Source organism: Pseudomonas sp. BIGb0164, assembly GCF_024810135.1.
Taxonomy (GTDB): domain Bacteria; phylum Pseudomonadota; class Gammaproteobacteria; order Pseudomonadales; family Pseudomonadaceae; genus Aquipseudomonas.
In genome coordinates, this window is sequence record NZ_JANUEA010000007.1 from 76,426 (window position 1) to 103,055 (window position 26,630).

Annotated in this window: 26 protein-coding genes and 1 tRNA gene; 8 read left to right on the forward strand and 19 right to left on the reverse strand. The window is 58.1% G+C overall.

Annotated elements, in window-relative coordinates:
- Positions 1-3 precede the first annotated feature (3 nt).
- A complete protein-coding gene (locus M2394_RS19050) occupies positions 4-5,109 on the forward strand; it encodes a hypothetical protein (protein WP_259173547.1) in 5,106 nt (1,701 codons plus the stop codon).
- A gap of 552 nt (positions 5,110-5,661) precedes the next feature.
- Here the strand turns inward: M2394_RS19050 and M2394_RS19055 are convergent.
- The 9 genes from M2394_RS19055 to thrS form a co-directional block, all read right to left on the reverse strand.
- A tRNA-Pro gene (locus tag M2394_RS19055) sits at positions 5,662-5,738 on the reverse strand.
- A 90-nt stretch (positions 5,739-5,828) separates the two neighbouring features.
- The gene (locus M2394_RS19060; RefSeq protein ID WP_003174972.1) at positions 5,829-6,185 is read right to left on the reverse strand and encodes a MerR family transcriptional regulator; all 357 of its coding nucleotides are present in this window, start codon (positions 6,183-6,185) and stop codon (positions 5,829-5,831) included.
- Positions 6,166-6,468 carry an integration host factor subunit alpha gene (gene ihfA, locus M2394_RS19065; protein ID WP_002553164.1) on the reverse strand — a complete coding sequence of 101 codons (303 nt, stop codon included), beginning with the start codon at positions 6,466-6,468 and terminating at the stop codon, positions 6,166-6,168. Before ihfA ends, M2394_RS19060 begins: the two co-directional genes overlap by 20 nt.
- A 3-nt stretch (positions 6,469-6,471) precedes the next feature.
- Positions 6,472-8,850, reverse strand: coding sequence for a phenylalanine--tRNA ligase subunit beta (pheT, locus tag M2394_RS19070; protein WP_259173548.1), 2,379 nt, complete (start codon positions 8,848-8,850; stop codon positions 6,472-6,474).
- 26 nt (positions 8,851-8,876) lie between these two features.
- Positions 8,877-9,893, reverse strand: coding sequence for a phenylalanine--tRNA ligase subunit alpha (gene pheS / locus M2394_RS19075; RefSeq protein WP_017737822.1), 1,017 nt, complete (start codon positions 9,891-9,893; stop codon positions 8,877-8,879).
- Between the two features lie 109 nt (positions 9,894-10,002).
- Positions 10,003-10,359: a 50S ribosomal protein L20 gene (gene rplT, locus M2394_RS19080; protein WP_007913489.1), complete on the reverse strand. Its 357-nt coding sequence runs from the start codon at positions 10,357-10,359 to the stop codon at positions 10,003-10,005.
- A 30-nt stretch (positions 10,360-10,389) separates the two neighbouring features.
- A complete protein-coding gene (rpmI, locus tag M2394_RS19085; protein ID WP_002553160.1) occupies positions 10,390-10,584 on the reverse strand; it encodes a 50S ribosomal protein L35 in 195 nt (64 codons plus the stop codon).
- Positions 10,585-10,644: 60 nt separating this feature from the next.
- Positions 10,645-11,196 (reverse strand): translation initiation factor IF-3, encoded by a 552-nt coding sequence (gene infC / locus M2394_RS19090; protein ID WP_169850653.1) that lies wholly within the window; start codon positions 11,194-11,196, stop codon positions 10,645-10,647.
- A complete protein-coding gene (gene thrS, locus M2394_RS19095; RefSeq protein ID WP_178925176.1) occupies positions 11,196-13,118 on the reverse strand; it encodes a threonine--tRNA ligase in 1,923 nt (640 codons plus the stop codon). The genes infC and thrS overlap by 1 nt, the downstream gene beginning before the upstream one ends.
- Positions 13,119-13,483: 365 nt before the next feature.
- Between thrS and M2394_RS19100 the strand changes: the two genes are divergently transcribed.
- Together M2394_RS19100 and M2394_RS19105 are read left to right on the forward strand one after the other, a co-directional pair.
- A complete protein-coding gene (locus tag M2394_RS19100) occupies positions 13,484-13,795 on the forward strand; it encodes a hypothetical protein (protein WP_178925269.1) in 312 nt (103 codons plus the stop codon).
- 292 nt (positions 13,796-14,087) lie between these two features.
- Positions 14,088-14,300: a cold-shock protein gene (locus M2394_RS19105; protein ID WP_003234260.1), complete on the forward strand. Its 213-nt coding sequence runs from the start codon at positions 14,088-14,090 to the stop codon at positions 14,298-14,300.
- A 73-nt stretch (positions 14,301-14,373) separates the two neighbouring features.
- On the opposite strand, the gene M2394_RS19110 is transcribed toward M2394_RS19105, so the two are convergent.
- Both M2394_RS19110 and M2394_RS19115 read right to left on the reverse strand, forming a co-directional pair.
- A complete protein-coding gene (locus M2394_RS19110; protein WP_259173550.1) occupies positions 14,374-14,694 on the reverse strand; it encodes an I78 family peptidase inhibitor in 321 nt (106 codons plus the stop codon).
- Between the two features lie 144 nt (positions 14,695-14,838).
- The gene (locus tag M2394_RS19115) at positions 14,839-15,147 is read right to left on the reverse strand and encodes a hypothetical protein (protein ID WP_178925267.1); all 309 of its coding nucleotides are present in this window, start codon (positions 15,145-15,147) and stop codon (positions 14,839-14,841) included.
- A 156-nt stretch (positions 15,148-15,303) separates the two neighbouring features.
- On the opposite strand from M2394_RS19115, the gene M2394_RS19120 reads away from it, so the two are divergent.
- A complete protein-coding gene (locus M2394_RS19120) occupies positions 15,304-15,516 on the forward strand; it encodes a hypothetical protein (protein WP_176998756.1) in 213 nt (70 codons plus the stop codon).
- A gap of 33 nt (positions 15,517-15,549) precedes the next feature.
- Here M2394_RS19120 and M2394_RS19125 read toward each other — a convergent pair whose 3' ends face one another.
- The 7 genes from M2394_RS19125 to M2394_RS19155 are packed head-to-tail and all read right to left on the reverse strand — an operon-like array spanning position 15,550 to position 22,513.
- Entirely contained in the window at positions 15,550-16,578 is a 1,029-nt protein-coding gene (locus tag M2394_RS19125; RefSeq protein WP_178925172.1) for a nucleoside hydrolase, read from the reverse strand.
- A gap of 25 nt (positions 16,579-16,603) precedes the next feature.
- Positions 16,604-17,008 (reverse strand): D-ribose pyranase, encoded by a 405-nt coding sequence (rbsD, locus tag M2394_RS19130; RefSeq protein WP_176998754.1) that lies wholly within the window; start codon positions 17,006-17,008, stop codon positions 16,604-16,606.
- Complete coding sequence (gene rbsK, locus M2394_RS19135; RefSeq protein ID WP_259173551.1) at positions 17,005-17,922, reverse strand: ribokinase; 918 nt, start codon at positions 17,920-17,922, stop codon at positions 17,005-17,007. The genes rbsD and rbsK overlap by 4 nt, the downstream gene beginning before the upstream one ends.
- Positions 17,923-17,945: 23 nt before the next feature.
- Entirely contained in the window at positions 17,946-18,968 is a 1,023-nt protein-coding gene (locus tag M2394_RS19140) for a LacI family DNA-binding transcriptional regulator (RefSeq protein WP_259173552.1), read from the reverse strand.
- 3 nt (positions 18,969-18,971) lie between these two features.
- Positions 18,972-19,949, reverse strand: coding sequence for an ABC transporter permease (locus tag M2394_RS19145; RefSeq protein WP_176998751.1), 978 nt, complete (start codon positions 19,947-19,949; stop codon positions 18,972-18,974).
- The gene (locus M2394_RS19150; RefSeq protein ID WP_176998750.1) at positions 19,946-21,499 is read right to left on the reverse strand and encodes a sugar ABC transporter ATP-binding protein; all 1,554 of its coding nucleotides are present in this window, start codon (positions 21,497-21,499) and stop codon (positions 19,946-19,948) included. The genes M2394_RS19145 and M2394_RS19150 overlap by 4 nt, the downstream gene beginning before the upstream one ends.
- Positions 21,500-21,556: 57 nt before the next feature.
- Positions 21,557-22,513 (reverse strand): sugar ABC transporter substrate-binding protein, encoded by a 957-nt coding sequence (locus M2394_RS19155; protein ID WP_259173554.1) that lies wholly within the window; start codon positions 22,511-22,513, stop codon positions 21,557-21,559.
- 554 nt (positions 22,514-23,067) lie between these two features.
- Here M2394_RS19155 and M2394_RS19160 point away from each other — a divergent pair.
- The 3 genes from M2394_RS19160 (at position 23,068) to M2394_RS19170 (ending at position 25,275) form a co-directional block, all read left to right on the forward strand.
- Positions 23,068-24,156 (forward strand): asparaginase, encoded by a 1,089-nt coding sequence (locus M2394_RS19160; protein WP_259173555.1) that lies wholly within the window; start codon positions 23,068-23,070, stop codon positions 24,154-24,156.
- A gap of 173 nt (positions 24,157-24,329) precedes the next feature.
- Positions 24,330-24,581 carry a DUF1654 domain-containing protein gene (locus tag M2394_RS19165; RefSeq protein ID WP_259173557.1) on the forward strand — a complete coding sequence of 84 codons (252 nt, stop codon included), beginning with the start codon at positions 24,330-24,332 and terminating at the stop codon, positions 24,579-24,581.
- Positions 24,582-24,585: 4 nt separating this feature from the next.
- A complete protein-coding gene (locus M2394_RS19170) occupies positions 24,586-25,275 on the forward strand; it encodes an endonuclease I family protein (RefSeq protein WP_259173558.1) in 690 nt (229 codons plus the stop codon).
- A gap of 31 nt (positions 25,276-25,306) precedes the next feature.
- Here the strand turns inward: M2394_RS19170 and M2394_RS19175 are convergent, their stop codons facing one another.
- The gene (locus tag M2394_RS19175) at positions 25,307-25,672 is read right to left on the reverse strand and encodes an SPOR domain-containing protein (protein ID WP_178924497.1); all 366 of its coding nucleotides are present in this window, start codon (positions 25,670-25,672) and stop codon (positions 25,307-25,309) included.
- Between the two features lie 262 nt (positions 25,673-25,934).
- On the opposite strand from M2394_RS19175, the gene csrA reads away from it, so the two are divergent.
- The gene (gene csrA / locus M2394_RS19180) at positions 25,935-26,129 is read left to right on the forward strand and encodes a carbon storage regulator CsrA (RefSeq protein WP_003192511.1); all 195 of its coding nucleotides are present in this window, start codon (positions 25,935-25,937) and stop codon (positions 26,127-26,129) included.
- Positions 26,130-26,630: the final 501 nt, after the last annotated feature.

Below are 26,630 nucleotides of genomic sequence, written 5' to 3' on the forward strand. Positions count from 1 at the left end.
TAAATGAGCCGCCCTCTTCTTCTGATCGCCTCAGACCTCTTCTTTGCCGACTGGGGGAGCCCTGCCCGCGGCGGGTTGTGGCTCTCTTTCCGGCCGCATGTGATCATTGGCGACGTCAACCATCCCGATGCCTTCGAAGAAGACTTCAAGGACTGGATCGTCGCCGGCCATACCGGCAATGGCGTCGACTACAAGATGGTCTCGGAAGTGGTAGTGCCCCACCCTCCCGCACGCTTCCAGCCAGTTACGTTTCCCAGCGATGTGGACATAAAGGTTGCAATTCAATACGACGGCGGTGCGTGGTCGGAAATCGACATTGTTCAGCGATCGCAACGCCTGAGCGTCGTCGATCCCGACGAGCTGTGGCAACTGAACAAACCTGGTGTCGACGGCGAAGGAGAGAACCAGATCAAGTCCGAACCCCCTCGGCCTCCGGAACAGGGGAAACCGTTTGCCTATGGTTACGTCGAGAGTCTCAAGGATGCTTTGAGCGAGAATGCGCCGCTTGCGACCCTTGCCGACGAAATGATGCGCGCTCAGACACTCGGACGGACATTTCTCGCGACTGATGCAATGATCGCGGGAGTATCTACAGACACAGCCATCATTCCTATTACTGCACCGCGTCAAGGGTTAACGGCTGCGAGCCTTCATAGCCTGCTTGGCCATACATTACGCCTGGGGTCACGATCCGACCTCGCGAAGCTGAAAACCGTCACCGACCTCAAGATCACGCTCGAAAGCGCTGGTGTGGCATTGAAGGAGTTCCGTTTTTCGGCCCTCGTTACACCAGGGCAGGACAGCATCGCAAGCTTCTTCGCCGCTCTCGATACACAGTATCCCGGCAAGGTAGAGCTGAACTGGATGCCGGACCTTGCCAGGCGTATCTACGTAAACGACGGGCTTATGACGTTTCCCTATCGCGCCGCCGGTGAATGTTTCGTGCGCCGCCGCGAAGCTGCGCCCGGGATGCCCGAGAATGACCTGTCTCTGGCTGATGTCCGGCGCTTGAGGGTCGATGTCCGTTTGCCGGACAAGTTGAGCGCTCGCACACCATCAACTGCGTCCGGGCTCTCGGTGATTCCGGCTCTGTTGGAGTTCCAGCCATTTGTTGCGCTGCAATGCCGGCTACGCCTCTATCGCGGTTTCCCAAAGAAAGCTGGCCCGAGTGGTTTCGCGCTCATGCGGCTGGTACCCCATGCCGAGGATCGTGCCGATTTCCTCGCGGAACTGGATCGCGTCATACAAGGCCTTGGTTGGGCCGCGCAACAGACGAGGCTACATCAGTTCTTCACCAATGAGGTTCGCTGGGAGGACGAGAACGACCTTCCTTTGGGCGCAAAGCCCCAATTTGTCTTCTGGGGGAAGCTGCCTTGGGATGCTATCGACGGCGATGCATTGCCGACACTTGTGTTCTTTGTAAAGCCAAAAACAGACGCCGACTTAAACGGCAACGGGGTCACGTTACTTATCGGCAGATCCATACGACTGACCGCACAGCAGCGTTCTGCTGATCCGCCCTATTGGGAAACTCGATATCCGGTACCTCCCGGAGGATCGAACAACAAGGAGGAATTTCATCGTCTCCGGCTTGTCACGCAGGTGCCGGAGGATGAACGAAAGTACCTGATTCCGTCGATCGGATTGGCGGGGGACATCACTTTCCATTTCGCACAATCGTCAAGCCGTGTCGAGGCCGTGGCAAAGGTCACTTATCCACTCATCCACGACAAACACGAGGCGATAGAAACGGTCACGCCGTCCGATGAGTTCCAGGACGATCTTGTGAGCTTCGTCAATTTGCGGCTTGCCGGCCGTGTTTCAAGCGAACCGATTGAGGATCTGACCGGCCGAGGGAACCTCTATCCCGTCTACCAAGAGGACATTGCGAACGCGAAGTGCCGATTGCACACCTATCAGTTTGCGACGGCGGCCAGTGCGATGGCCACCGATGGAAAGGAATTGGATCTCCCTTCGATTCCTGACCATTTCAAGGTGCTGTATGACCGCGCATCATCGCAGTCTACGGCCTACACCCTGTCACCGCGCCTTGCCCACGTACTCGGGCCGGAGCTGGACGGACACGACGACATCTCCGGTGCGGCGCAGGTCATGCTTCCAGACCTTGACGTTGCGCGCCCGCTCGACTTCCCCATCAACATGGCCACGACTGTCCGCACCAAGGTTGAAAGCGGCACGAGTCAGGAAGCGCTCAAGTTCCTGACGGTAAAATTCTCGAGCCCGACAACCGAGCCATACACGGATGACGAGGTCGCCACGCTGATTTTCAGACAACGCTTTTTGAAAGTGAATAGCGTCGGCGCGAACACTGATCGACAAGCACTTTTTGTCGAGGCCTGGAATGCGGTGGCCGAGCTTTGCGCGGCGGACAAAATTCTTCTCGCCCCTCACCTCGCCCGCTACGATTTCCGTTCCGGTCTTGGCCCGGAGGGCAAGTTCAGGTTGGGAGACGCCCTCCAGCCGGTGGCGCGTGGACAATTCGTTCATGACATCAAGACAGCGGTGCAGAGCAAACTCTCCAGGGTCTACAGCATTCCCAACAACGCCATCCCGGAAGATGATCTGGAAGTCCAGGTGGTACTGAGTCGTAGCGGTGACGCGAACCGCATCTACCGGCTTTCAAACGCGGTCGAGTTCCGGCTCGAAATCGAGCGGCCGGCGAAGAAGACTCCCGCCGGGGGGCCATCTTCCTGGACTCTGGTGCGTCTTGTGACAACGAAAGATGACGGTGAACCGTTGCCACTGGACGAGACTTACGATCATGAAGGTCGCTTGGTGCGCAACATCGATACAACGGACCCGGATGATTCGCGGATCAAAGCAGGGTTCGCAGACTGGCTCGGCCATCTCAAGAATCGATCGGATGGCATCGATGCAGACAGCTCGGAAACGGCCGAAACTCGGGTTTTTCGCAGTCTTCTCGGCGGAAGCGCGGCGAGTAGCGCTGATACCAGGCTCTTGCCGCAAGAGGCTGTAGACGTTGACGACTGGATCGTGCCCGAGGGGCCGGTCGACCCGGCACCCGGCAAAGCGGAAATCACGTTGATGCCGATCGGATTCCGGCCACTCCAGTTTCATACCCTCTTTGGCGCGAAAACCGACACGATGTACCGTCGTTACCTGCAGTGGGTTGGATGCCTGATCAACTGCAGCAACATAGAGCTCGCGGGGACCAACACGGCGTCAAACTGGTCGCAATACTTCAAGACGCTTTATGACTACGGACAGGATGCTCACGGCTATTCGGCACTTATGGACAATCTCGCCGCGCTGGCGTGGCCGATGCACGATCCGGCTTGCGCTGACGCCCAGGGCAAGCCGATTTTTCCAACAGCCATTATCGATCTGGCACGAGCAACGGCGACCGGCGGTGTTGTCCGGGGCCAGTTGGTCGCGCATATCGCAATGGACTTCAAACGCGATCCAAGCGTATTTTTTGACTCCAAAGCCTATCTCTACTCCTGCCTCGCGGGTGATGAAGCGGCTGACAAAATACTGCCCGCAAGTTTCTTTCGAATGTCGGCTTCCAGGCAGATCGCGAAAGAGGATGGCCCTACTGCAGCCGTCGAGGATCAGGTCACACTTTCTGTGTCAGAAAGTTTTTCCCCAACTGTCGAGCAGTTCGGCTTTCTCGAACCCTTGTCTGATCGCCGCTATGACGATGAATTCACAGTGGCCGTGCCGGTGCTTCAAACCTTCGAAGCTATCATCGACAAGTCGATCGGCCAATTTGATAAAGATTCACCGACCGTTGCGATTCCCATCGCGCGATGCACGATCCCGAATGGGGTCATGGGAGCAGCTACCCAGCCTTCCATTTTCCTGGCGTCGCGAAAACGAGTCGAGATGCCTCAGCTGCTAGCGGCGCTCCCGATCAAGATTGAAGAAGTGCAAGGCTGGACCAATCTCGACAGGACCAAACTATTCGGTCTCACGGCGCTTAAGCACGGCCGACTGGAGGATAAAGACAAGGATGAGAACAACGCGTACCGCTGGATCGGCTCCTCATCCCCTGCCCCGCTGAGCAATCGTCTCGACGATCCGATGGTCGCCCTCATCATAACGATCGAAGGCGACGAAGAGACGCTTATGGAAAGCCTGAACAGCGATTCCCTGCGAATCAATCTCGACGCCGTAATGCCGGATCAGCCTGAAAACTCCAACATGGCCCAGAAGGCCGAAAGCGATTTCGCCAAACGGCTATCGGACACCGTCGATTTCAACAGAGCCAAGGACGATTTCGATCTCGCAATATCACCTGACATCTTCATACAGATGAGTAAAAGTGCTCTGCCTGCAACAATTCCGTCGCTACAGGAAAGCGAGAAGTGGCTCACACTCAATTTCAAGACTGCATCGACATTCAACACAATTGACATTGATATTGTCCGCAACGAGTGGCCGCACAAGGAGGGAGGGGTGACAGCCCATTTACTGCGCAATGACGCAGACGCGGCCGCACGTACGTTGGTCCTGATCGTTCTTGCGGAGCTACCCGTATGGCGCAGTTACCAGGTTGAAGCGCTGCAAACCCGTAACTCGATGACTGCGGGCAGCGCTGCACCGGGGCGCATTTTTGCTCCGGAGTTCGGGATGAGCAGCGAACAGCTTTCGAACACGGATCCACTGTCAATCGAAGCGGTGGTCGATGTTTATCAGAACGAGTCCATTGAATTGGCCGCCAGCTCGCTTACCGTCGAGCAACTCATCTCAGAACTCCTGCTTGCGGAACACGACTTCACAAACGACAACGGCCTCAACGGCCGGCGGGCCATCCTCACGAATGACAGCGAGTGGCGATCACACGATCTCAGCATCACGATATCGCACGAACAGCGTGTCGAGACACCACAAGCCTACTTCAGGAGCGATGGAAGCGAGGCGTCGTCAGTTGATGTGGCGCTACCCGCGAATCGCCCATTGTTTCCATTCAGGAACGTCAATATCGACAAAGACGGGCCGGTCAATCAATTGCGCGACTGGTGGGTGCCGGGGGTCGTCGACTATCAAGTCGAGTTTCACTGGTCCTCAACAACCAACCTTCGTTTCTTTAGCATCAAAGGAGTAAGGTGCCGAATTGAACCGTAACTGCGCCGCTCGCACTGAATTTCCCGCGCGCGCCGAATCCCCCTGTCATGTTTTAGGGAGCCAATTTGTTGCATCGACCGGTTGAATCCACAGCCAATAGCGGTCATTCATGAACGGCCGCTTTCGGGCGTTCGTCCGGAGACTGTTTCAGCCCCAAAGCCCCGCAGCCCCAAGTTCAGTCACTGGGACTGCAGAGCGAAATCATTCCAGCGCTGATCAACGAACATCCAAAGCTCTATAAGCGTAAACCCAAAGTTACTTACCCTCCTCGCTACAGTTCGGTGAACTGTGAGTTGCGCAGAACAGATCTTATCCGAGGTGCTATTCAGTGCGTCGGCCACCTGTTCTTTGAGTGCCTGATCGATTTACAGCAAAACGTTCGGACCTGGGGCGAACCTCGAGTGGGATTTCCTACGCGCCCCCCCTTTTTCAGCCTTTCCAGAAACTACGCGCGACCAAGGCTCCACCGAGAGCCAGTCGTTTTGTAGGGGTAAAAACGCCTTAAAATAAAAAGGGGTCGCGAGATAAAATCTCGCAACCCCTTGATTTATATGGTCGGGACGGAGTGATTCGAACACTCGACCCCTAGCACCCCATGCTAGTGCGCTACCGGACTGCGCTACGCCCCGACTAGGCGTGTTACTGGGTTCGCTTCTTGACGAAGCGAACCGGAATATACCGCAAGCTTTTGAAATGTGGAAGTATTTTAAAAGCTGAAATTATTTTTTCAGCACCACCAGCACATCTTCGAGTTCGGAGATCATCTGGCGGATCAGTTGCTTGTATTGGGTGGTGTCGTCTTTGGCTTCATCACCGGACATACGCTGACGCGCGCCGCTGATGGTGAACCCCTGGTCGTACAGCAACGCACGGATCTGTCGGATCATCAGCACATCCTGGCGCTGATAATACCGACGGTTCCCGGTGCGTTTGACGGGGTTGAGTTGAGGAAACTCCTGCTCCCAATAGCGCAGCACGTGCGGCTTGACCGCACAGAGCTCGCTGACTTCACCAATGGTGAAGTAGCGTTTGCCTGGGATGACGGGTAGCTCGTCGTTATGACTTGGTTCCAGCATAAGCCTCAACTCGGGCCTTCAACTTCTGCCCTGGACGAAAGGTGACCACACGGCGAGCCGTGATCGGGATTTCTTCTCCCGTTTTTGGATTGCGGCCAGGCCGCTGGCGTTTGTCCCGCAGGTCAAAATTGCCGAAACCGGACAATTTGACCTGTTCGTTGTCTTCCAGAGCGTGTCGGATCTCTTCAAAAAACAGCTCGACCAATTCCTTGGCCTCGCGCTTGTTCAGACCCAGCTCTTCGTACAGACGTTCCGCCATCTCAGCTTTCGTCAAAGCCCCCATACGTCACTTCCTTAACGTGGCGTTCAACCTTTGTTCGAGCGAGGTGAGGATATTTTGTGTCGTGGTATTCACCTCATCGTCATTAAGAGTGCGCGATGGATGCTGCCAGGTCAAGCCAACTGCAAGGCTTTTTCTATGCGGATCAATGCCTTTACCCTGATAGACGTCAAATAGCCTGAGGTCTGTCAGCCATTCCCCTGCATTTTCACGGATTACATCCAGAACGGCAGTGGCGGCCACTTCACGGTCGGCAATCAGCGCGAGGTCACGACGCACTTCAGGGAAGCGCGACAACTCGCTGAATTTAGGCATCTTGCCCGACGCGACTTCAGCCAAGACTAGCTCAAAAACGAAGACCGGGCGGTCCAGGCCGAGGGTTTTCGACAGCTCAGGGTGAATGGCGCCGACAAAGCCCACCAAACGACCTTCACGCTCGATACGCGCAGTCTGGCCAGGGTGCAACGCCGGGTGGCTGCCAGGCAGGAAAGTAAAGGCATCCAAGGCACCGGCGAAGCCCAGCACCGCTTCCACGTCTGCCTTGACGTCGAAGAAGTCCACCGCATCGCGACCTTGCGCCCAGCCTTCCGGCAGGCGGCTGCCGCACACCAAGCCCGCCAGCATCGGCTCTTGCTTCAGGCCGTCCAGTTGACCGACAAAACGCAGGCCGCTTTCGAACATGCGCACGCGGTCTTGCTGACGGTTCAGGTTGTGGGACAGGGCCTTCACCAAGCCTGGCCACAGCGACGAACGCATCGCAGCCATGTCATTGGAGATCGGGTTGGCCAGCAACAGCGGCTCGACGCCCGGGTTGAACAGTTCGAACTGCTTGGGATCGATGAAGCTGTAGGTCACCGCTTCCTGGTAACCACGGGCGACCAGCAGGCGACGCAGCTCAGGCAGGTGCGCACGCGCTTCGGCCTTGGGTTGCGGTGCCAGACGTGCTTGCGGGTAACGAACCGGCAGGCGGTTGTAGCCATACAGGCGGGCCAGTTCTTCGATCAGGTCGACTTCCAGGCTGATATCGAAGCGATGGCTTGGCACTTCAACGTGCCACTGCCCTTCCCCGCCGGCAGTGATACCCAGGCCGAGGGCGGACAACAGTTGCTCGATTTCAGCCGGCTCGATCACCAGGCCGAGCATCTGCTCTACGCTCTTGGCGCGCAGGGTGATCGGCGCAACGGACGGCAGGTGCTGCTCGCTGACGGTTTCAGTGATCGGGCCGGCTTCGCCACCGGTGATTTCCAGCAGCAGGCCAGTGGCGCGCTCCATGGCTTCACGGGCCAGCTTCCAGTCCACGCCACGCTCATAGCGGTGCGACGCATCGGTGTGCAGGCCGTAGGAGCGGGCCTTGCCAGCGATGGCGATCTGGTCGAAGAACGCGCTCTCAAGGAAAATGTCGCGAGTGGTGTCGGACACACCGCTGTGCTCGCCCCCCATGACACCGGCAATCGCCAGGGCACGGGAATGGTCGGCGATCACCAGGGTGTCGGCGCGCAGGCTGACTTCCTGGCCGTCGAGCAGCACCAGCTTCTCGCCTTCTTCGGCCATGCGCACGCGGATGCCACCGTTGATTTCGGCGAGATCGAAAGCGTGCAGCGGCTGACCCAGCTCCAGCATCACGTAGTTGGTGATGTCGACGGCCGCATCGATGCTGCGCACGTCGGCGCGACGCAGACGTTCAACCATCCACAGCGGGGTTGGCCTGGACAGGTCGACGTTACGGATCACACGACCCAGGTAACGTGGGCAGGCGTTTGGCGCCAGCACTTCAATCGGGCGCACTTCGTCGTGCACCGCAGGCACGGCCGCAACGACCGGGCGGGTGACCGGGGCGTTGTACAGCGCGCCCACTTCACGGGCCAAGCCGGCCAGGGACAGGCAGTCGCCGCGGTTCGGGGTCAGGTCGACCTCGATACTGGCATCTTCCAGTTCCAGGTAAACGCGGATGTCCTGGCCCACGGGCGCATCGGCCGGCAGCTCCATCAGACCATCATTGCCCTCGCCCACTTGCAGCTCGGCCTGAGAGCACAGCATGCCGTTGGACTCAACGCCACGCAGCTTGGCTTTCTTGATCTTGAAGTCGCCTGGCAACTCGGCACCGATCATGGCGAACGGGATTTTCAGGCCCGGGCGCACGTTGGGCGCTCCGCACACGACCTGGAAGGTTTCCGCGCCATTGCTGACCTGACACACACGCAACTTGTCGGCATCGGGGTGTTGCTCGGTGCTCAGCACCTCGCCCACTACCACACCGCTGAAAACACCGGCGGCCGGGGTAACGCTATCGACCTCAAGGCCGGCCATCGACAGACGAGCGACCAGCTCGTCGCGACCTACCTGCGGGCTTACCCAGCCACGCAGCCATTGTTCACTGAATTTCATCCTGCTCTCCTAAAGGTTCGTTACGACTAGCGAAATTGCGCGAGGAACCGCAAGTCGTTGTCGAAGAACAGACGCAAGTCGTTCACGCCGTAACGCAGCATGGCCAGACGCTCAACGCCCATGCCGAAGGCAAAGCCCGAGAATTCTTCCGGGTCGATCCCGGACATGCGCAGCACGTTCGGGTGAACCATGCCGCAGCCCATCACTTCCAGCCAGCCGGTTTGCTTGCACACACGGCAGCCTTTGCCGCTGCACATCACGCATTCCATATCCACTTCAGCGGATGGCTCGGTGAACGGGAAGAACGATGGACGGAAACGCACCGCCAGCTCTTTCTCGAAGAACACGCGAAGAAACTCTTCGATGGTGCCCTTGAGGTCGGCGAAGTTGATGTCGCGATCAACCAGCAGGCCTTCGACCTGGTGGAACATCGGCGAGTGGGTGATATCGGAGTCGCTGCGGTACACACGGCCTGGGCAGACGATGCGGATCGGCGGCTTGTTCGCTTCCATGGTGCGGACCTGTACCGGCGAGGTATGGGTGCGCAACAGCATGTTCGCGTTGAAATAAAAGGTGTCGTGCATCGACCGGGCCGGGTGGTGGCCAGGGATGTTGAGCGCCTCGAAGTTGTGATAGTCGTCTTCGACCTCAGGGCCCTCGGCAATGCCGTAGCCAATGTGGGTGAAGAACTGCTCGATACGTTCCAGAGTCCGGGTGATCGGATGCAGGCCGCCCGAGGCCTGGCCACGGCCAGGCAGGGTTACGTCAATGGACTCGGCGGCGAGTTTGGCCGCGAGATCGGCCTCCTCCATCGTCGCCTTGCGCGCATTGAGAACCTCTGTGACACGCTCCTTGGCGACGTTGATCAGCGCACCGACTTGCGGACGCTCTTCAGCCGGCAAATTCCCCAGGGTCTTCATCACCTGAGTCAATTCACCCTTTTTGCCAAGGTAGTGAACCCGGATTTGCTCCAGGGCATTGATATCTTCAGCGCTTTGCACAGCCTCAAGAGCTTGAGCGACGAGCGCGTCCAGGTTTTCCATGTACAGACTCCAGATACAAAATAGGGGAAGAGCTTGAAGGCTCTTCCCCTATTTATGACGTTTACCACCCTGGGCTGCAGGAGCAACCCAGAATGACTGTCGGGGGTACTTAAGCCAAGGTGGCTTTAGCTTTCTCGACAATCGCGGCAAACACCGCTTTTTCGTTCACTGCCAGATCAGCCAGAACCTTACGGTCGATCTCGATGGACGCTTTTTTCAGGCCAGCGATGAAACGGCTGTAGGACAGACCGTTAACACGTGCACCAGCGTTGATACGAGCGATCCACAGAGCGCGGAACTGACGTTTTTTCTGACGACGGTCACGGTAGGCGTATTGGCCTGCCTTGATTACCGCTTGCTTGGCAACACGGAATACGCGTGAACGCGCGCCGTAGTAGCCTTTAGCAAGTTTCAGAATTTTTTTGTGACGTTTACGGGCAATGACGCCACGCTTTACACGAGCCATGAGTTACTTCCTCTATTCTTGATCCAAAAATTAACGAAGGCGCAGCATGCGCTCGACTTTTGCCACGTCAGACGGATGCAGCAAGCTGCTACCGCGCAGTTGACGCTTACGCTTGGTCGACATTTTGGTCAGGATGTGGCTCTTGAAAGCGTGCTTGTGCTTGATACCGTTAGCAGTTTTCAGAAACCGCTTAGCAGCACCACTTTTAGTCTTCATCTTTGGCATGTTCGGATACTCCGCATTCAGTTGATAAACATAATCAGAAGGCCTGCCGTGCCCTGTTGATTACTTCTTCTTTTTCGGGGCGATGACCATGATCAGCTGGCGTCCTTCCATCTTAGGATGCTGCTCGACGGAACCGTACTCCAGCAGGTCAGCTTCAACCCGCTTGAGGAGTTCCATCCCCAGCTCCTGGTGGGCCATCTCACGGCCGCGGAATCGCAAGGATACCTTGGCCCTGTCCCCATCACTCAGGAAACGTACCAGGTTGCGCAGTTTTACCTGGTAATCCCCTTCCTCCGTCCCTGGACGAAACTTGATTTCTTTTACTTGAATCTGCTTTTGGTTCTTCTTCGCCGCAGCAATCTGCTTCTTCTTTTCGAAGATCGACTTGCCGTAGTCCATCACCCGGCAAACAGGCGGGACTGCGTCGGCGGAGATTTCCACCAGGTCCAACTTGGACTCTTCAGCGATACGAAGCGCTTCATCAATCGAGACGATGCCAATCTGCTCGCCGTCAGCGCCAATTAACCGAACCTCGCGTGCCGAGATATTCTCGTTGATCGGGGCTTTCGGTGCAGCTCGTTTATCTTGTCTCATTTCACGCTTAATAATAATTACTCCGAATCTGGGCGACCACGCCGGGAAACCGCTTGCGCGAGGAACTCAGCGAACTGGGCGACGGGCATCGAGCCCAGGTCAGCACCTTCACGAGTACGCACAGCGACAGTCTGCATCTCGACTTCCCGATCTCCGATAACCAAAAGATAGGGAACCTTGAGCAAAGTATGCTCGCGGATTTTAAAGCCGATCTTTTCATTTCTCAAGTCGGACTTGGCACGAAACCCGCTTTCGTTGAGAGTTTTTTCAACTTCAGCGGCAAAATCTGCCTGTTTATCAGTGATATTCATGATCACTGCCTGGGTCGGAGCCAGCCACGCAGGGAATGCACCCTCGTAGTGCTCGATCAGGATCCCGACGAACCGCTCGAACGAACCGAGGATCGCCCGGTGCAGCATAACCGGGTGTTTGCGACTGTTGTCTTCGGACACGTATTCGGCGCCCAGACGGATCGGCAGGTTAAAATCGAGCTGCAGGGTACCACACTGCCAGACACGACCAAGGCAATCTTTCAACGAGAACTCGATCTTCGGACCGTAGAAAGCACCCTCCCCCGGCTGCAGGTCGTACGCAAGGCCCGCACTGTCAAGCGCTGCGGCCAGTGCCGATTCGGCGCGATCCCACAGCTCGTCGGAACCGACGCGCTTTTCCGGACGAGTGGACAGCTTCATTTCGACTTCGGTAAAGCCGAAATCGCGGTAGACATCCATGGTCAGCTTGATGAACGCAGCAGACTCGGCCTGCATCTGCTCTTCGGTGCAGAAGATGTGGGCATCGTCCTGGGTGAAGCCGCGTACACGCATGATGCCGTGCAACGCACCCGATGGCTCATTGCGGTGGCAGGCACCAAACTCGGCCAGGCGCATCGGCAACTCGCGGTAGCTTTTCAGGCCCTGGTTGAACACCTGCACGTGGCATGGGCAGTTCATGGGCTTGATGGCGTAGTCGCGGTTTTCCGACTGGGTGGTGAACATGTTGTCGGCGTAGTTGGCCCAGTGCCCGGATTTCTCCCACAGGCTACGGTCAACAACCTGCGGAGTCTTGATCTCCAGGTAGCCGTTGTCGCGCTGAACCTTGCGCATGTACTGCTCAAGCACCTGGTACAGGGTCCAGCCGTTCGGGTGCCAGAACACCATGCCCGGCGCTTCTTCCTGGAGGTGGAACAGGTTCAGGCGCTTGCCGATCTTACGGTGGTCGCGCTTCTCGGCTTCTTCGATGCGCTGGATGTAGGCAGCCAGCTGCTTCTTGTCAGCCCAGGCAGTACCGTAGATGCGCTGCAGTTGCTCGTTCTTTGCATCGCCACGCCAATAGGCGCCGGACAGCTTGGTCAGCTTGAACGACTTGAGGAAGCGCGTGTTCGGCACGTGCGGGCCACGGCACATGTCGACATATTCTTCGTGGTAGTACAGGCCCATGGCCTGCTCGTCCGGCATGTCTTCCACCAGGCGCAGCTTGTAGTCTTCGCCACGGGCGGTGAACACGTCGATCACTTCGGCGCGCGGCGTGACTTTCTTGATCACGTCGTAATCTTTTTCGATCAGCTGATGCATACGCTGCTCGATCGCCGCCAGGTCGTCCGGCGTGAAAGGACGCTCATAGGCGATGTCGTAATAGAAGCCTTCTTCGATGACCGGGCCGATCACCATTTTCGCGGTCGGATACAGCTGCTTGACCGCGTGGCCAATCAGGTGAGCGCAAGAGTGGCGAATGATCTCCAGCCCCTCTTGGTCCTTGGGCGTGATGATCTGCAGGCTGGCATCGGTGGTGATCAGGTCGCTGGCATCGACCAGCTTGCCGTCGACCTTGCCGGCCACGGTGGCCTTGGCCAGGCCAGCACCAATGGATGCGGCGACATCGGCTACGGAAACCGCATGATCGAATGAACGTTGACTGCCGTCGGGAAGAGTAATAGTTGGCATGGCGCCTCCTCTCCTAGTGGTGACCCCTACCAAAGGTCACGTGGGTTGGGATGAGCCAGTACAAGATCCAATACCAGGCCGTTCAGTGATGAACGCCTGCCTTACAGCGGCAGGAGCCTTTCGGCCAACCGATAATCGAACCAGAGTGACTGGAGTGAGCTAAAAAGAACATGGCAAGGCGGCAAATGGCGCGCCTGGAAATAGCCAGGTCGACGATGCTAGCACAGATGAACGGTCGTCGGGCTTGCGCCATGTTATGTAATTACAAATTAGTCGTTGAAGCGGTGAAAGTGAACTTGAGCTGTACGCCACCCCTCAAACCCATCGAGAATTGCCGTTCGTCCTCACGACCTTAGGAGCATTTAATTATGCGTTTTTCCTCGACCTTCGCTCTTGCAGCATCCCTCACCCTCCTCTCCCTTGGCGCACAAGCCGCCGCCCCCTCGAACTGGCCTGCCGGCGCCCGCGATAGCTTCGTCAAGGATTGCAGCGCAGCAGCCCAGCAGAACGTCGACGCCAAAACCGCCAAAGACCATTGCGAATGTGGCGCCGACAAGATCAACGCCGAACTGACCACGGCGGAAATCACGGAGCTCATGAAAAACCCGAATGCCAGCCCAGCGCTCAAAAACAAAGCGGTCGCGGCGATTTCGTCCTGCAAAGTCGTAAAGAAATAAGCAGCCGCATCACTGTTCAGACGGTCGTTTCACTGAAAAAACACCCTGAAAACTGCCATTTCTCACAAATTACGCAGCTTTTACGGCTTTTTTTAACAGCTGACATTTCGCTCCAAAGCCCCGTAGATCGGGGCTTTCAGGCGATCGACGCACTAAACGCAACGCTATTGATTAGCAAACAATGCCTTGGGGGGGCTCCCAAGCCGAACATTTCGACTATGATAGCCCGGTGTGCCCAGTTGGCCTGAGCAGCACAGCACTACTGAAAATATATGTTTCTTGGAGATACACCATGTCTAATCGCCAAACCGGCACCGTTAAATGGTTCAACGATGAAAAAGGCTTCGGCTTCATCACTCCTCAAGGTGGCGGTGACGACCTGTTCGTACACTTCAAAGCTATCGAAAGCGACGGTTTCAAAAGCCTGAAAGAAGGCCAAACCGTTTCCTTCGTGGCTGAGAAAGGCCAAAAGGGTATGCAAGCTGCACAGGTTCGCGGCGAGTAATTCTCCGCTGAGCTAAAAAAACCCCGTCCATGTGACGGGGTTTTTTATGGGTGCTGCAAAAGCCTTGAAGCTATCAGCCGCAATTGACCCGCGTGATCACCAGGTTGTCGTCGGTGTTCAGGTTCAGGCGGTCGGAGCGGTATTCCAGGGTAATCATGTCGTTTGGCTTGAGAATCCGTGCGCTCTGCGCACCGGCACGGGTACGCGCCTGCTCCAGCAACTGGGGCGAGGCCTTCTGGCCGATTGCAAACTCGGCAGCTTTCGACTCACAGCGGGTATGAGCGACGTCAGCTGCGGCGGTTGCTTTGCCTGGCTCAGAGGCACCCGGGGTGCTGCAACCCGCCAACGCGAGTGCTGCCAACAAAGTACCGAATGATGCGAGCTTCCAAGGCATGAAGCCTCCTATGATAAAAAATGGACAGAGATCGTGCGACAGCGATATGACGGATTGGTTTCAAGACGTAAACCGCCGCAGGGCAAGTCTGCCCTACTCTCCAGCGGCATTCGCCCGATCAATCGTCACCAGATATGAACGCACTCAGTAGATATCGATGTAGTCGGACGAAGGCTTTGGCCAGTTCTGCTTCAGCGCATTGAAAATCTGGGTGACCCAGACCTCATCACTGGCAGCCACGTTACCGACGTAGCCTGAGCCCTTGGCCCAGGTCTCCAGGCGAAACAGCAGCCCTTCGATCTCGACGCCGCCCACCGCCCTGCCAGAAGAGAGATAAGCGATCCCGGCCTTGGTCACCCGCAACTGGGCATGTTCATCGTCACTGGCACTGGCAATCAACTGGCGCACTGTTGCCAAAGTCAGGTTTTCGGGGTTGTTCAAATCGATCTGCACGTGGTCATCCCCGGCAATTAAACAGGGCATCAGTGTCGCATAGCCCTTCCTTCATGCCTAAGTAGCAGTGCCAAACGCGGCGCAAAATGGTTAACTGCGCCGGCAAGAACCGCGTTCCAGCGCACTACCCAGTACTTTCAACACCGCGAGACAGCCATGAGCACTGTAACCCTCCAAGCCGATATCAAAGCCAAGTGGCCCCAAGGGCAAAGCTCCTACAGCCCCGGAAGCCCGGAAGAATTGGCAATCATCGGCATCGACCTGCTGGTCAAGGAATTGGGCACCCAAGCGGCGCAAGCCTTTATCGGCCAGGTATTCGAAAAATACCCGGCCGATCACATGGGCGCACACGACCCCGAGCGGGAATAAGAACCGGTCGACGAGCGTCGACCGGCAAACACCTTACTTCAAGCGTGCCAGGCGCTCAGTCAGCAGATCGAAGAAGCCCTGGGCGTCACCATTCTCGACCCAGAACACATTCTTTTCCTGCTTCAGGCCGTCGTACCAGTCGACGATGGTCTGACCGAACGTGGGGCCTTCGCGGCTATCGACCACCATATTGGCCTGACGGCCGCTGAACAGCGAAGGCTTGAGCAGATACGCAATCACCGTGGCATCGTGCACCGGGCCACCGGGGATGCCGTAGTGCTCCATATCGCCTTTGACGTATTCGTTGAGGATATTGCTGACCACCTTGCTCGCGTTGTTGTTGAGATCGGCGATCTTCTTCAAGCGCGTTTCGCTGGTCAGGACCTTGTGGGTCACGTCCAGCGGCAAGTAGGTCAACTTGACGCCACTCTTGAGCACAATCTCGGCCGCAACCGGGTCGGCGAACAGGTTGAATTCAGCCACTGGCGTAATGTTGCCGCCATTGAAGTGCGCACCGCCCATCACCACGACTTCCTTGATGCCTTGAGTGATCTCCGGCGCCTGGGTCAGTGCCAGCGCCAGGTTGGTCTGCGGACCAAGCATGGCAATCGTGATGCTATGGGGCTTGGCGCTGCTCAGCGTCTTGATCAGGTAATCAACCGCATTGCCTTCGGCCAGGCCTTTCTTCGGCTCGTGCACGGTAACGCCGGAGATACCTTCCTTGCCGTGGATATTCTCGGCGTAGATCGGCGTGCGCAGCAGCGGCTTGGGCGCGCCGGCGTAGACCGGAATATCTTCGCGCCCTGCCCACTCGCGAGCCAGCCGCGCGTTGCGTGAAGTCTTGTCCAGGCGCACGTTGCCGGCAACAGTGGTCAGCGCTCGAATGTGCAACTCCTCAGGAGAAGCCATGGCAAACAGCAAGGCCACCACATCATCGGCACCCGGGTCGGTGTCGATGATCAGGTCGATTTTTTCCGCCGCATGGGCGCTGGCTGCAGTGAGTGCGGACAAGAGCAGGACACTCCGGAACAGGTTTTTCAGGGTGGGTAGACCACGTTGCATAAAACACTCCTTGTCATGGGTAACGCTAGAAAGTGACGCCGGACACCAGCGCGATGTTGCAATAAGGCTGGCACTCGCCAGTGCGCACAACGGCGCGGGCCTTGCGGCTCAGCTGCTTGAATTCTTCATGGCTGACCAGGCGGCGCTCGCCCAGGGCCGCCTGCTCGGTCAGGGTATTGAGTGCCGCCAGCGCCGGTGGCTGCTTGAGCAGGATCTCCTCGGCCAGCACATGGCTTTCCACCTGCATCTCGCTGAGCACAATGCGCAAGGTGCTGATGAAGTCCGGAATGCCTTGGGTCAGCGCCAGGTCGATCAACTCGACCCCTGGTGGCACGGGCAGGCCAGCGTCACCGATCACCAGCACATCGCCGTGACCCAGGGATGCGATGACGCGTGACAGCGCAATATTGAGCAATGGTGTCTTTTTCATGAGGGTACAAAACCTTGAACGTCGTGCAGCGTAGGAATAGAGGGTTGCGCACCGGCACGCGTCACTGACAGCGCCGCTGCCACTTGGCCAAATCGGATGGCCTCGGCTTCGCTCTTGCCATTGGCCAGTGCCGCCGCAAAGCCTCCGACAAAGGTGTCACCGGCCGCCGTGGTATCCACAGCCTTGACCTTTGGCGCCACCAGGTGCTCGAAGCCCGTGCCATCGGCAAACAGCGCGCCCTGCGCACCCAGGGTGATGATGACTTTGCCGGCGCCGGCCTTGATCAGGTGTGTCGCGGCAACCTTGGCGCTATCAAGGGAGTCCACCGTCACGCCGCTGAGGGCCGTGGCTTCGCTCTCATTGGGGATCAGGTAATCGATCGAGGCATACCAATCGCCCGGCAAAGGGCCACTAGCCGGCGCCGGGTTCAGAATGACCGTCTTGCCCAGTTCACGCCCGCGCTTGAGCGTATGGCCAACGGTGGCCATCGGCACTTCAAGCTGGCAGATGATCACATCCGCCGACTGCAGAACGGCGTCCGCGGCGTGCAGGGACTGCGGGGTCAGCTCGCCATTGCTACCAGCCACGATCACGATCGCGTTCTGGCTGCTGTCGTCCACCACAATCAATGCCACGCCGCTGGAGCCCTCCACCGTGGCGACGGCCTGGCAATCAATGCCTTCCACCCGCAATGCATCGCGCAACTGAGTGCCGTACGCATCAGTACCCACGCGACCGACCATCGCCACCTCGGCCCCCAAACGCGCTGCCGCCACCGCCTGGTTGGCACCCTTGCCGCCAGGCACCGTGGTGAACGTCTGGCCGATCAGGGTTTCACCGGCACGCGGCAACCGGCTGGCACGGGTCACCAGGTCCATGTTCAAGCTGCCTATTACCACTACTTTTGCTGGCATACATCAATACTCATCAATTCGGTTCAGCGGTATTGGGCGAAAACCCCGGCAAACGGTGCCGTGGACTCTCGCAACACAATACTCGGCGTCACGATGCGTTGATCGATCGGCAGTTGGGGGGTTGCAATTCGTTGCAGCAAAAGCTCGGCCGCCGTCTCGCCCAGTTGCACGATCGACTGCCCGACCGTGGTCAGCGCCGGGTACACGTACCGGCCCATTTGAATATCATCGAAACCGATCACCGACAGCTCGCCAGGCACGCGGATGTTGCGCTCGGCCGCCGCGCGTAACACGCCGAAGCCAATCATGTCGTTGCTGGCGAAGATCGCGCTCGGCGGGTTCTGCGCCAATAGCTTCACCGCTGCGGCATAACCACCGGTGCTGGTGAAATCGCTTTCTTCGGTGCGCCCCGCTGCCACTTCTACGCCCGCCTCACGCAGCGCACGGTGATAGCCCGCCAGACGCATCTGCGCCACGCGGGTGTGCCCCGGGCCGCCGATGCAGGCAATGTCCCGGTGACCAAGCTCAAGCAAATGCCGGGTTGCCAGGTAGGCACCCTCTTCATGGTCGATGCGCACCAGGTCGACATCAATACCGTCCAGTGCCCGGTCGACAATCACCATGGGCGTACGCACCGCGCTCAAGCCGGCCGCGAGGCCGCTGTCGTCACCGCCCACCGAAGTCACGATCAAGCCGTCGATGCGTTTCTCCAGCAACACACGCAAATAGTTGCGCTGCTTTTCAGCGTTGTCGTCGGAGTTGCAAAGGATGACGCAGTAGCCATTGCGCCCGCAGTAATCCTCGATGCCCCGCGCCAGCTCCGCGAAATACGGGTTGAGGCTATTGGGCACCAACAGGCCGATGGTGGCGGTGGTCTTGGCCTTGAGCGAGCGCGCAACCGCACTCGGCACATAGTCCAGTTGCTTGATCGCCGCCTCGACCTTGATCCGCACAGGCTCGCTGACCGGGCGCGTCTTGTTCACCACATGGGACACCGTGGTGTAGGAAATACCTGCAAGCGCTGCCACATCCTTGATCGTTGCCATGGTTCAGCCTCGTCGACTGGCGCGCTGGCTGCGGTAGGTATCGAGGACCACGGCGATCACGATCACGGCACCGGTAATGATGCGTTTTGTGGGCTCCGTGGCACCGATCTGCGCCAGGCCAGCCGCCAGTACCGAAATAATCAACACACCAAAGAAGGTGCTGATGACCGAACCGCGCCCGCCCATCAGGCTGGTGCCGCCGATCACCACGGCGGCGATCACCTGCAGCTCCAGGCCGGAGCCAGCATTCGGGTCAGCCGCTTCCAAGCGTGAAATCTGGAACAGTGCCGCCACGCCGGCCAGCAGCCCCATCAGGCTGAACACCAGGATCTTGTAGGGCTTGGGATTGATCCCCGCCAGGCGCACGGCCTCTTCGTTGGTGCCGATGCCGATCAGGTAACGACCGAACACCGTACGGGTCAACACCAACTGAGCCGCGATGATCACCAGCAGCGCAATGATAAACGATGGCGAAATGCCGAACGCCACCGGGTTCGACAGCCAGGCGAAGGAATCACCGATGTACGCCGTGCGCGAGCCCGTCATCTGGTAAGCGACGCCGCGGGCCATTTCCAGCACGCCGAGGGACACGATAAACGACGGAATCCGCCACGCCACGGTGATCGAACCGGTGATAGTGCCGGCCAATGCCGCACAGCCCATGCCGAGCACAGCGGCCGGCAATACGCTCCAGCCCCAGCCCAGGATCGCCACGCTGACCGCCGACGCAGCCAGTGCCAGCACCGAGCCTACCGACAGGTCGATGCCACCAATGATGAGGATGAACGTCATCCCCACCGCCAACACCATCAGGTCCGGAATCTGGTTGGCGAGGGTGCTGAAAGTGTCATAGGACAGGAAGTGATCGCTGAGCACCGAGAACAGCGCAATCATCGCCAGCAACGCACCCGCCAGCCCAAGATAAGTGCCCAGGCCGTAGAAATTGCCGCCGGTTTTACCAGGGGAAGTTGTTGTTTTCATGGGGTATCCCTAAGCACTGCGTCGTTGAGCAGCGCATCACGTTTCTGATAGCCGGCAAAGGCGGCGGCGAGCAATTCATCCTGGGTCCAGCTGTCGCGCTCGAATGTCTCGATCAAGCGCCCGGCCGAGAGCACACCGATGCGATCGCAGATCAGCATCAGCTCACGCAAGTCACTGGACACCACCACCAGCGCTTTGCCCTGGCGAGTCAGTTCGCCGAGCAAGGCATAAATGTCGAACTTGGCCCCCACGTCGATGCCCCGGGTCGGCTCGTCGAACAGCATCACCGCACAATCACGCTCCAGCCAGCGGCCAATTACGACCTTCTGCTGGTTACCGCCCGACAACTCGGACACCAGTTGGGCCGGGCTGGAACTGCGGATGCGCATGGCATCGATCTGGCGCTTGGCCAACGCTGTTTCATCGCGTGCATTCACTACGCCACCGCCGGAGATTTCCGGCATGTTGCCCAAGGCAATGTTGGCGCTGATGGATTGGGTCAGCAGCAAGCCTTCGCCCTTGCGGTCTTCGGTGATCAGGGCGATGCCATGCCCGACCGCGTCCACCGGCGAACGGATGCTCACCACCTGGGCTGGAGACCCCAGGGCAACGGTGCCGCTGTCTGCCAGGTCAGCACCGAAGATCAGGCGCAGCAATTCAGTGCGTCCGGCGCCGATCAAGCCGGAAATGCCGTAGATCTCGCCAGCACGCACTTCAAAGGACACATCGCGGACCTTGTCCGAGCGGGTCAAGCCTTTCACCGTCAGGGCCGGGCCGCCGATAGTGCGCGGCCCCAGGTCGATCTGCTCACCCAGTTCGCGACCGACCATCAAGGTGACCAGTTGCTCACTGTTGTAATTGGCCATCGGCTCGACACAGACCAGCTTGCCATCACGCAGTACCGCAATGCGCTGGGCGACACGGGCGAGTTCTTCGAGCCGGTGCGAAATATAAATGATCGCCACGCCGCGGGCCTGCAGGCGGGTGATTTGTTCAAACAGCATCTCGACTTCACGGGCGGTCAACATCGCCGTGGGTTCGTCGAGGATCAGCACATGGCAATCGCCAATCAGGTTGCGGGCAATTTCCACCATCTGCTGGTGGCCGATACCCAGGGTACCGACGAGGGTGTCCGGGTCAATCGCGTCCAGACCGACCTGGGCCATGGCCTCGATGGCGGCCTTGCGCAGTTGCTTGCGGCTGATCCAGCCACAGTGGCTGGGCAGGTTGTCCAGGAACAGGTTTTCAGCCACGGTCAGGGTCGGCAGCAGGTTGAGTTCCTGCATGACCATGCGCACGCCCAGCTCTTCAGCCTGGGTGCGGCTGCCTGGACGGAAGTCCTGGCCATTGAACTGCATGTGCCCGGTGGTGGGCGTGACCAGCCCGCCGATGATCTTCGACAAGGTGCTTTTACCAGCGCCGTTTTCACCGGTCAGCGCCAGCACTTCCCCACGGTTGAGCGTCAGGGTGATGTCGGACAGAACCGGCTGGGCATAGGTCTTGCCGATACCGCTGACCGAGAGGACAGCGTTCGGGGCGGAAGATGACATAGGAAAATCTCCAGGCGCCCGCTCAGGACAAGCGGGCGCTGTTGGGTGCTGCCAGGATTACTTCTTGAGGACGAGTTCGACCGGGGTTTCGATCACGCCGTCTTTGGCATCGACTTTCTCACCCTTGACCAGCTTAAGTGCGTTCTGGATACCGAACACAGCCTGCTGGGCCGCAGCCTGGTCGGCGGTGGCCAGGACACGGCCGTCCTGCAGCATCGGCTTGATGGCTTCGATGTTGTCGTAGCCTACCACCAGCACTTTGCCGGCCTTGCCTGCCGCACGTACGGCAGAAACGGCGCCCAGAGCCATGTTGTCGTTACCGGCCAACAAGGCCTTGAGGTCCGGGTACTCGCTCAGCATGGCGGAGGCCACTTTCTGGCCCTGGTCGATCTCCCAGTTACCGGACTGGGTGGAGACGATCTTCATGCCGGCAGCGTCCATCGCATCCTTGTAGCCTGCGGTACGTTGCTGGGCGTTGGTGGTGGTCGGAACGCCTTCGATGATGCCGACCTTGTCCCCCGAGGAAAGCTGCTTGGCCAGGTAATCGCCAACCAGCTTGGAGCCTTTGCGGTTATCCGGGCCTACGAACGGGATGTCGAGGTTTTTGCTTTTGAGCACGTCCGGGTCAAGACGGTTGTCGATGTTGACGACCTTGATACCGGCATCCGAAGCCTTCTTCAGCACGGTGACCAGTGCCTTGGAGTCGGCAGGGGCGATCACGATCGCGTTCACTTTGGCGAGGATCATCTGGTTGACGATATCGATCTGCGCGCTGGTATCGGTTTCGTTCTTGATCCCGTTGGTGATCATGTCGAAATCGGCGGCATGTTCTTTCTGGTACGTTTTGGCACCGTCTTGCATGGTGACAAAGAATTCGTTGGCGAGGGATTTCATGACCAGGCCGACCTTGGGTTTGGCGGCGTCATCGGCAAATGCAGAGGAGAGAGGCAGGGCAGCGGATGCGGCAGCAAGCACAGCGACAGCAAGAAGACGTCCGGCAAATGGCAGCTTCATGGGTTCACTCCGATCTTATGATTATTGTGAGCAACGCTTGCACCGAAGAACGCTTCGGCAGCCGGCCCACCCGGGTGGCTGATACGAGCTGTCACGATACGCCAAGGGTGCATCGTGAAACATCTCGCAAACGTTTGCGTTACACCAAACTATGAGAACCTTGTCGAGATTTGTCAACGGGAGAAAACAGCCTTTCATCCACGCCCTCCCACCCCGGTCCTCGGGCCCCATGGTTGATCCTGTTAAACCTTCAACTGCTTGGGTCGTTCTCTAAAACGACAGGCGGCGCCGCCAGCCCCTGACGCTGACCGAGCCCGTTTTCGGACAACCGAACGCCAGACTACCCTAACGTTCGGAAAGCCGGACACCCACTCAAATGAAAAGCCCAAAATTCAAAAATAACCTGATTAATATCAATAAGTTAATTTATAGCCACCGACACAATCAGCCTGGTACAAATCCTGCTCTTTCCCTGCACCTCGAGGCATTCAGAACTGCCCGGGTGTTCTAGATGAACCTGCACCAGCACTCATCAAAAACCAGAGAGAAAAATAATGAAATCTGCACTGAAGAACTTTGTTCCGGGCGCGTTAGCCCTCCTGCTGCTGTTCCCCCTTGCCGCCCAGGCAAAGGAAGCTGAAACCAAGGCCAAACTTTCCAACGTGGTCATCCTTGCCACCGGCGGCACCATTGCCGGCGCTGGCGCCAGCGCGGCCAACAGTGCCACCTACCAGGCGGCCAAGGTTGGCATCGAACAATTGATCGCCGGTGTTCCTGAGCTTAGTCAGATCGCCAACGTTCGCGGCGAGCAAGTGATGCAAATTGCATCCGAAAGCATCAACAACGAAAACCTGCTGCAACTGGGTCGCCGCGTGGCCGAACTGGCCGACAGCAAGGACGTGGATGGCATCGTGATCACCCACGGCACCGACACCCTTGAAGAAACCGCCTACTTCCTGAACCTGGTCGAAAAGACCGACAAGCCAATCGTCGTGGTCGGCTCGATGCGCCCAGGCACCGCCATGTCGGCGGACGGCATGCTCAACCTGTATAACGCCGTGGCCGTCGCCGGCAGCAAAGACGCGCGTGGCAAAGGCGTACTGGTGACCATGAACGACGAGATCCAGTCGGGTCGTGACGTCAGCAAGATGATCAACATCAAGACCGAAGCCTTCAAGAGCCCATGGGGCCCACTGGGCATGGTGGTCGAAGGCAAATCCTACTGGTTCCACCTGCCTGCCAAGCGCCACACCATGGATTCCGAGTTCGACATCAAGACCATCAAGAGCCTGCCCGATGTTGAAATCGCCTACGGCTACGGCAACGTAAGCGACACCGCCGTCAAGGCCCTGGCCCAGGCTGGCGCCAAAGCCATCATCCATGCCGGCACCGGCAATGGCTCGGTGTCGTCCAAGGTCGTACCGGCCCTGCAGGAACTGCGCAAGCAAGGCGTGCAGATCATCCGTTCTTCCCACGTGAATGCCGGCGGCTTCGTTCTGCGCAATGCCGAACAGCCTGACGACAAGTACGACTGGGTTGCCGCCCATGACCTGAACCCTCAGAAAGCACGGATCCTGGCCATGGTTGCCCTGACCAAGACTCAGGACAGCAAAGAGCTGCAACGGATGTTCTGGGAATATTGATTCCTGACAACCTCTCGGCACGGGCGGATCAACCGCCCGTGCCACCTCCCCCCCTACACCCTTGCATGAATTCGCCCAAACAGCCGTCAGATCTAACTCCTGAAGTTTAAGCAGTTGCGAAATTGCCCACAGTTAAATACTGTATGCACGTACAGCTTATTAAGGAATTCTCCGTGGCAACGTCCTCTTCCGCACTGCCGACTCCACCTGATGCCTACGAGCGCCTGGCCATTCGGGTGCAAAAGATCATCAACTCGACCCCCGCGCAGAAAGCCAAGGCCGCCCTGATCTTTCGTCTACCGGATGAGCCGGAGGAGGAATGGGAACGGCTGCTGGAAGAAATCGCGGAGAACGACAACGTCACCCTCGCCTACCGGGATGACGGCGGCGTGCAGATTTTCTGGGTTGTGCCGAAGGAAGATTGATTCAATGAGTGTCCGTTTTACCGCTGTGGTTTGCTTGTTGTTTGCCGTCACCGCCCACGCCCAGGCGCCCCGAACCTTCAGCGAGGCCAAGAAGGTCGCCTGGAAACTCTACGCCCCACAATCCACTGAGTTTTACTGCGGCTGCAAATACAACGGTAATCGGGTAGACCTGAAAGCCTGTGGTTACGTCCCGCGCAAAAACGCCAGCCGCGCCGCTCGTATCGAGTGGGAACACATCGTCCCAGCCTGGCAGATCGGCCATCAACGCCAGTGCTGGCAAGCTGGAGGACGCAAGAACTGCACACGACACGATGATGTGTTCAAGCGCGCCGAGGCCGACCTGCACAATCTGGTTCCCAGTATCGGCGAGGTGAATGGCGACCGTAACAACTTCAGTTTTGGCTGGTTGCCGGTGCAAAGCGGGCAGTACGGCTCCTGCCTGACTCAGGTGGATTTCAAGGCCAAGAAGGTGATGCCGCGCCCTTCCATCCGAGGCATGATCGCCCGCACCTATTTCTATATGAGCAAACAGTACGGTTTGCGCCTGTCAAAACAGGATCGCCAACTCTATGAAGCCTGGAACAAGACCTACCCGGTGCAACCCTGGGAGCGCCAGCGCAACCAGACTGTCGCCTGCGTGATGGGGCGCGGCAACGAATTTGTCGGCCCGGTGAACCTCAAGGCCTGCGGCTGAAAGGGGGCGGGTAACCCGCCCAGCCTTCCGCTTACTGCGCGGTCTTGTGTTCGATGACCTGCGACTCGGTATCGTTTTTCTTGGCGCGGGCCAGCTTCTCGGTCAACAGCGCCTGCTTGGCTTCGGCTTCGGACTTGCTGGCGAACGGCCCCAGCAACACCTGGTCCTTGCCGTCTTCCTTCACGATATAAAAATTGAAACCATGTTCCAGCAGCCAGGCGGTCAGGTCGGTAAGCGCCTGCAGCTTGTGATCCGGCGGGCCCACCCATACATCCCATTCCTGGGCAGCAATCGCGCCGGTCTGTGGCTGGCTTTCGGTCACGGCAGGCTTGGCCTTGGGGGCGTCGACGCTTTTGCCTTCACCGCAACCGGCCAAGGCCAACACCGCAATTGCCATCGCTACTTTACGCACTGCCCTGCTCCTTTAAGGATAAAGAGGCAACTTTATCATTCACTGTCTATTCTGGCCGTCATAAACGTTGGCTTAAACAATGCGAATGATGTACCGCAGACCTGTATGATGCCGCCATGGGAATTAATGTCGCCTCTATGCGTCTTAAAAGAGGCAGTCACAGGGAAGCGCTTAGCAGTAAGCTACACACATCCGACACCTGCCCTGTCTGAAACATGTGTCCTTAAAAGTAATCAAGGAGAAGTCCATGCTTATACTCACCCGCAAAGTTGGTGAAAGCATAAACATCGGTGATGACATCACGATCACCATCCTGGGCGTCAGCGGCCAGCAAGTACGAATCGGCATCAACGCTCCCAAGGATGTTGCCGTGCATCGCGAGGAGATTTACCAGCGCATCCAGGCTGGCCTGACTGCTCCGGATAAAAACCAGACGCCTTGATGCCCCCTCAGTAGCCAGCCCTTTCGTTCACTGTAACGGCTGGCGAAAACCCCTTTTGGACTGTTTACGGCGCTATCGCGTGATCAGTGCCTCCTCCCCCTGACTTCTCCGCAAGATGAAACTGTTTTAACACCCGGAACTTGTTGCGCCATTTGTAGCCGAAACTCCTGACCCACTCCCTGCCATCCGAGTGCACCCGGGAGCATATCGATGAGGCGAAGCACTGCGCAGCCCTTTGCATCCAGGTCCTGGGCGATCACGCTGCTGATAGGACTGGCCTTCGTGGGGCTGGAATATGGCTTGAGGTGTAAAGTTCAGACGGCTGACGCACGCCAGGCCCACTCCTGGCTGGACCTGACGTTATTCCTTTGTGCCTACCTGTTCATGTTCTGCCTGAAGCCAATCCAGAGGGCCGTCCAGCGCAAACTGTGCCAGCGTGCGCTCCACGCCTCACGCCCTAAAACCGCACGCTGACAGGCCCTGCATCGCGATTGGATCGCG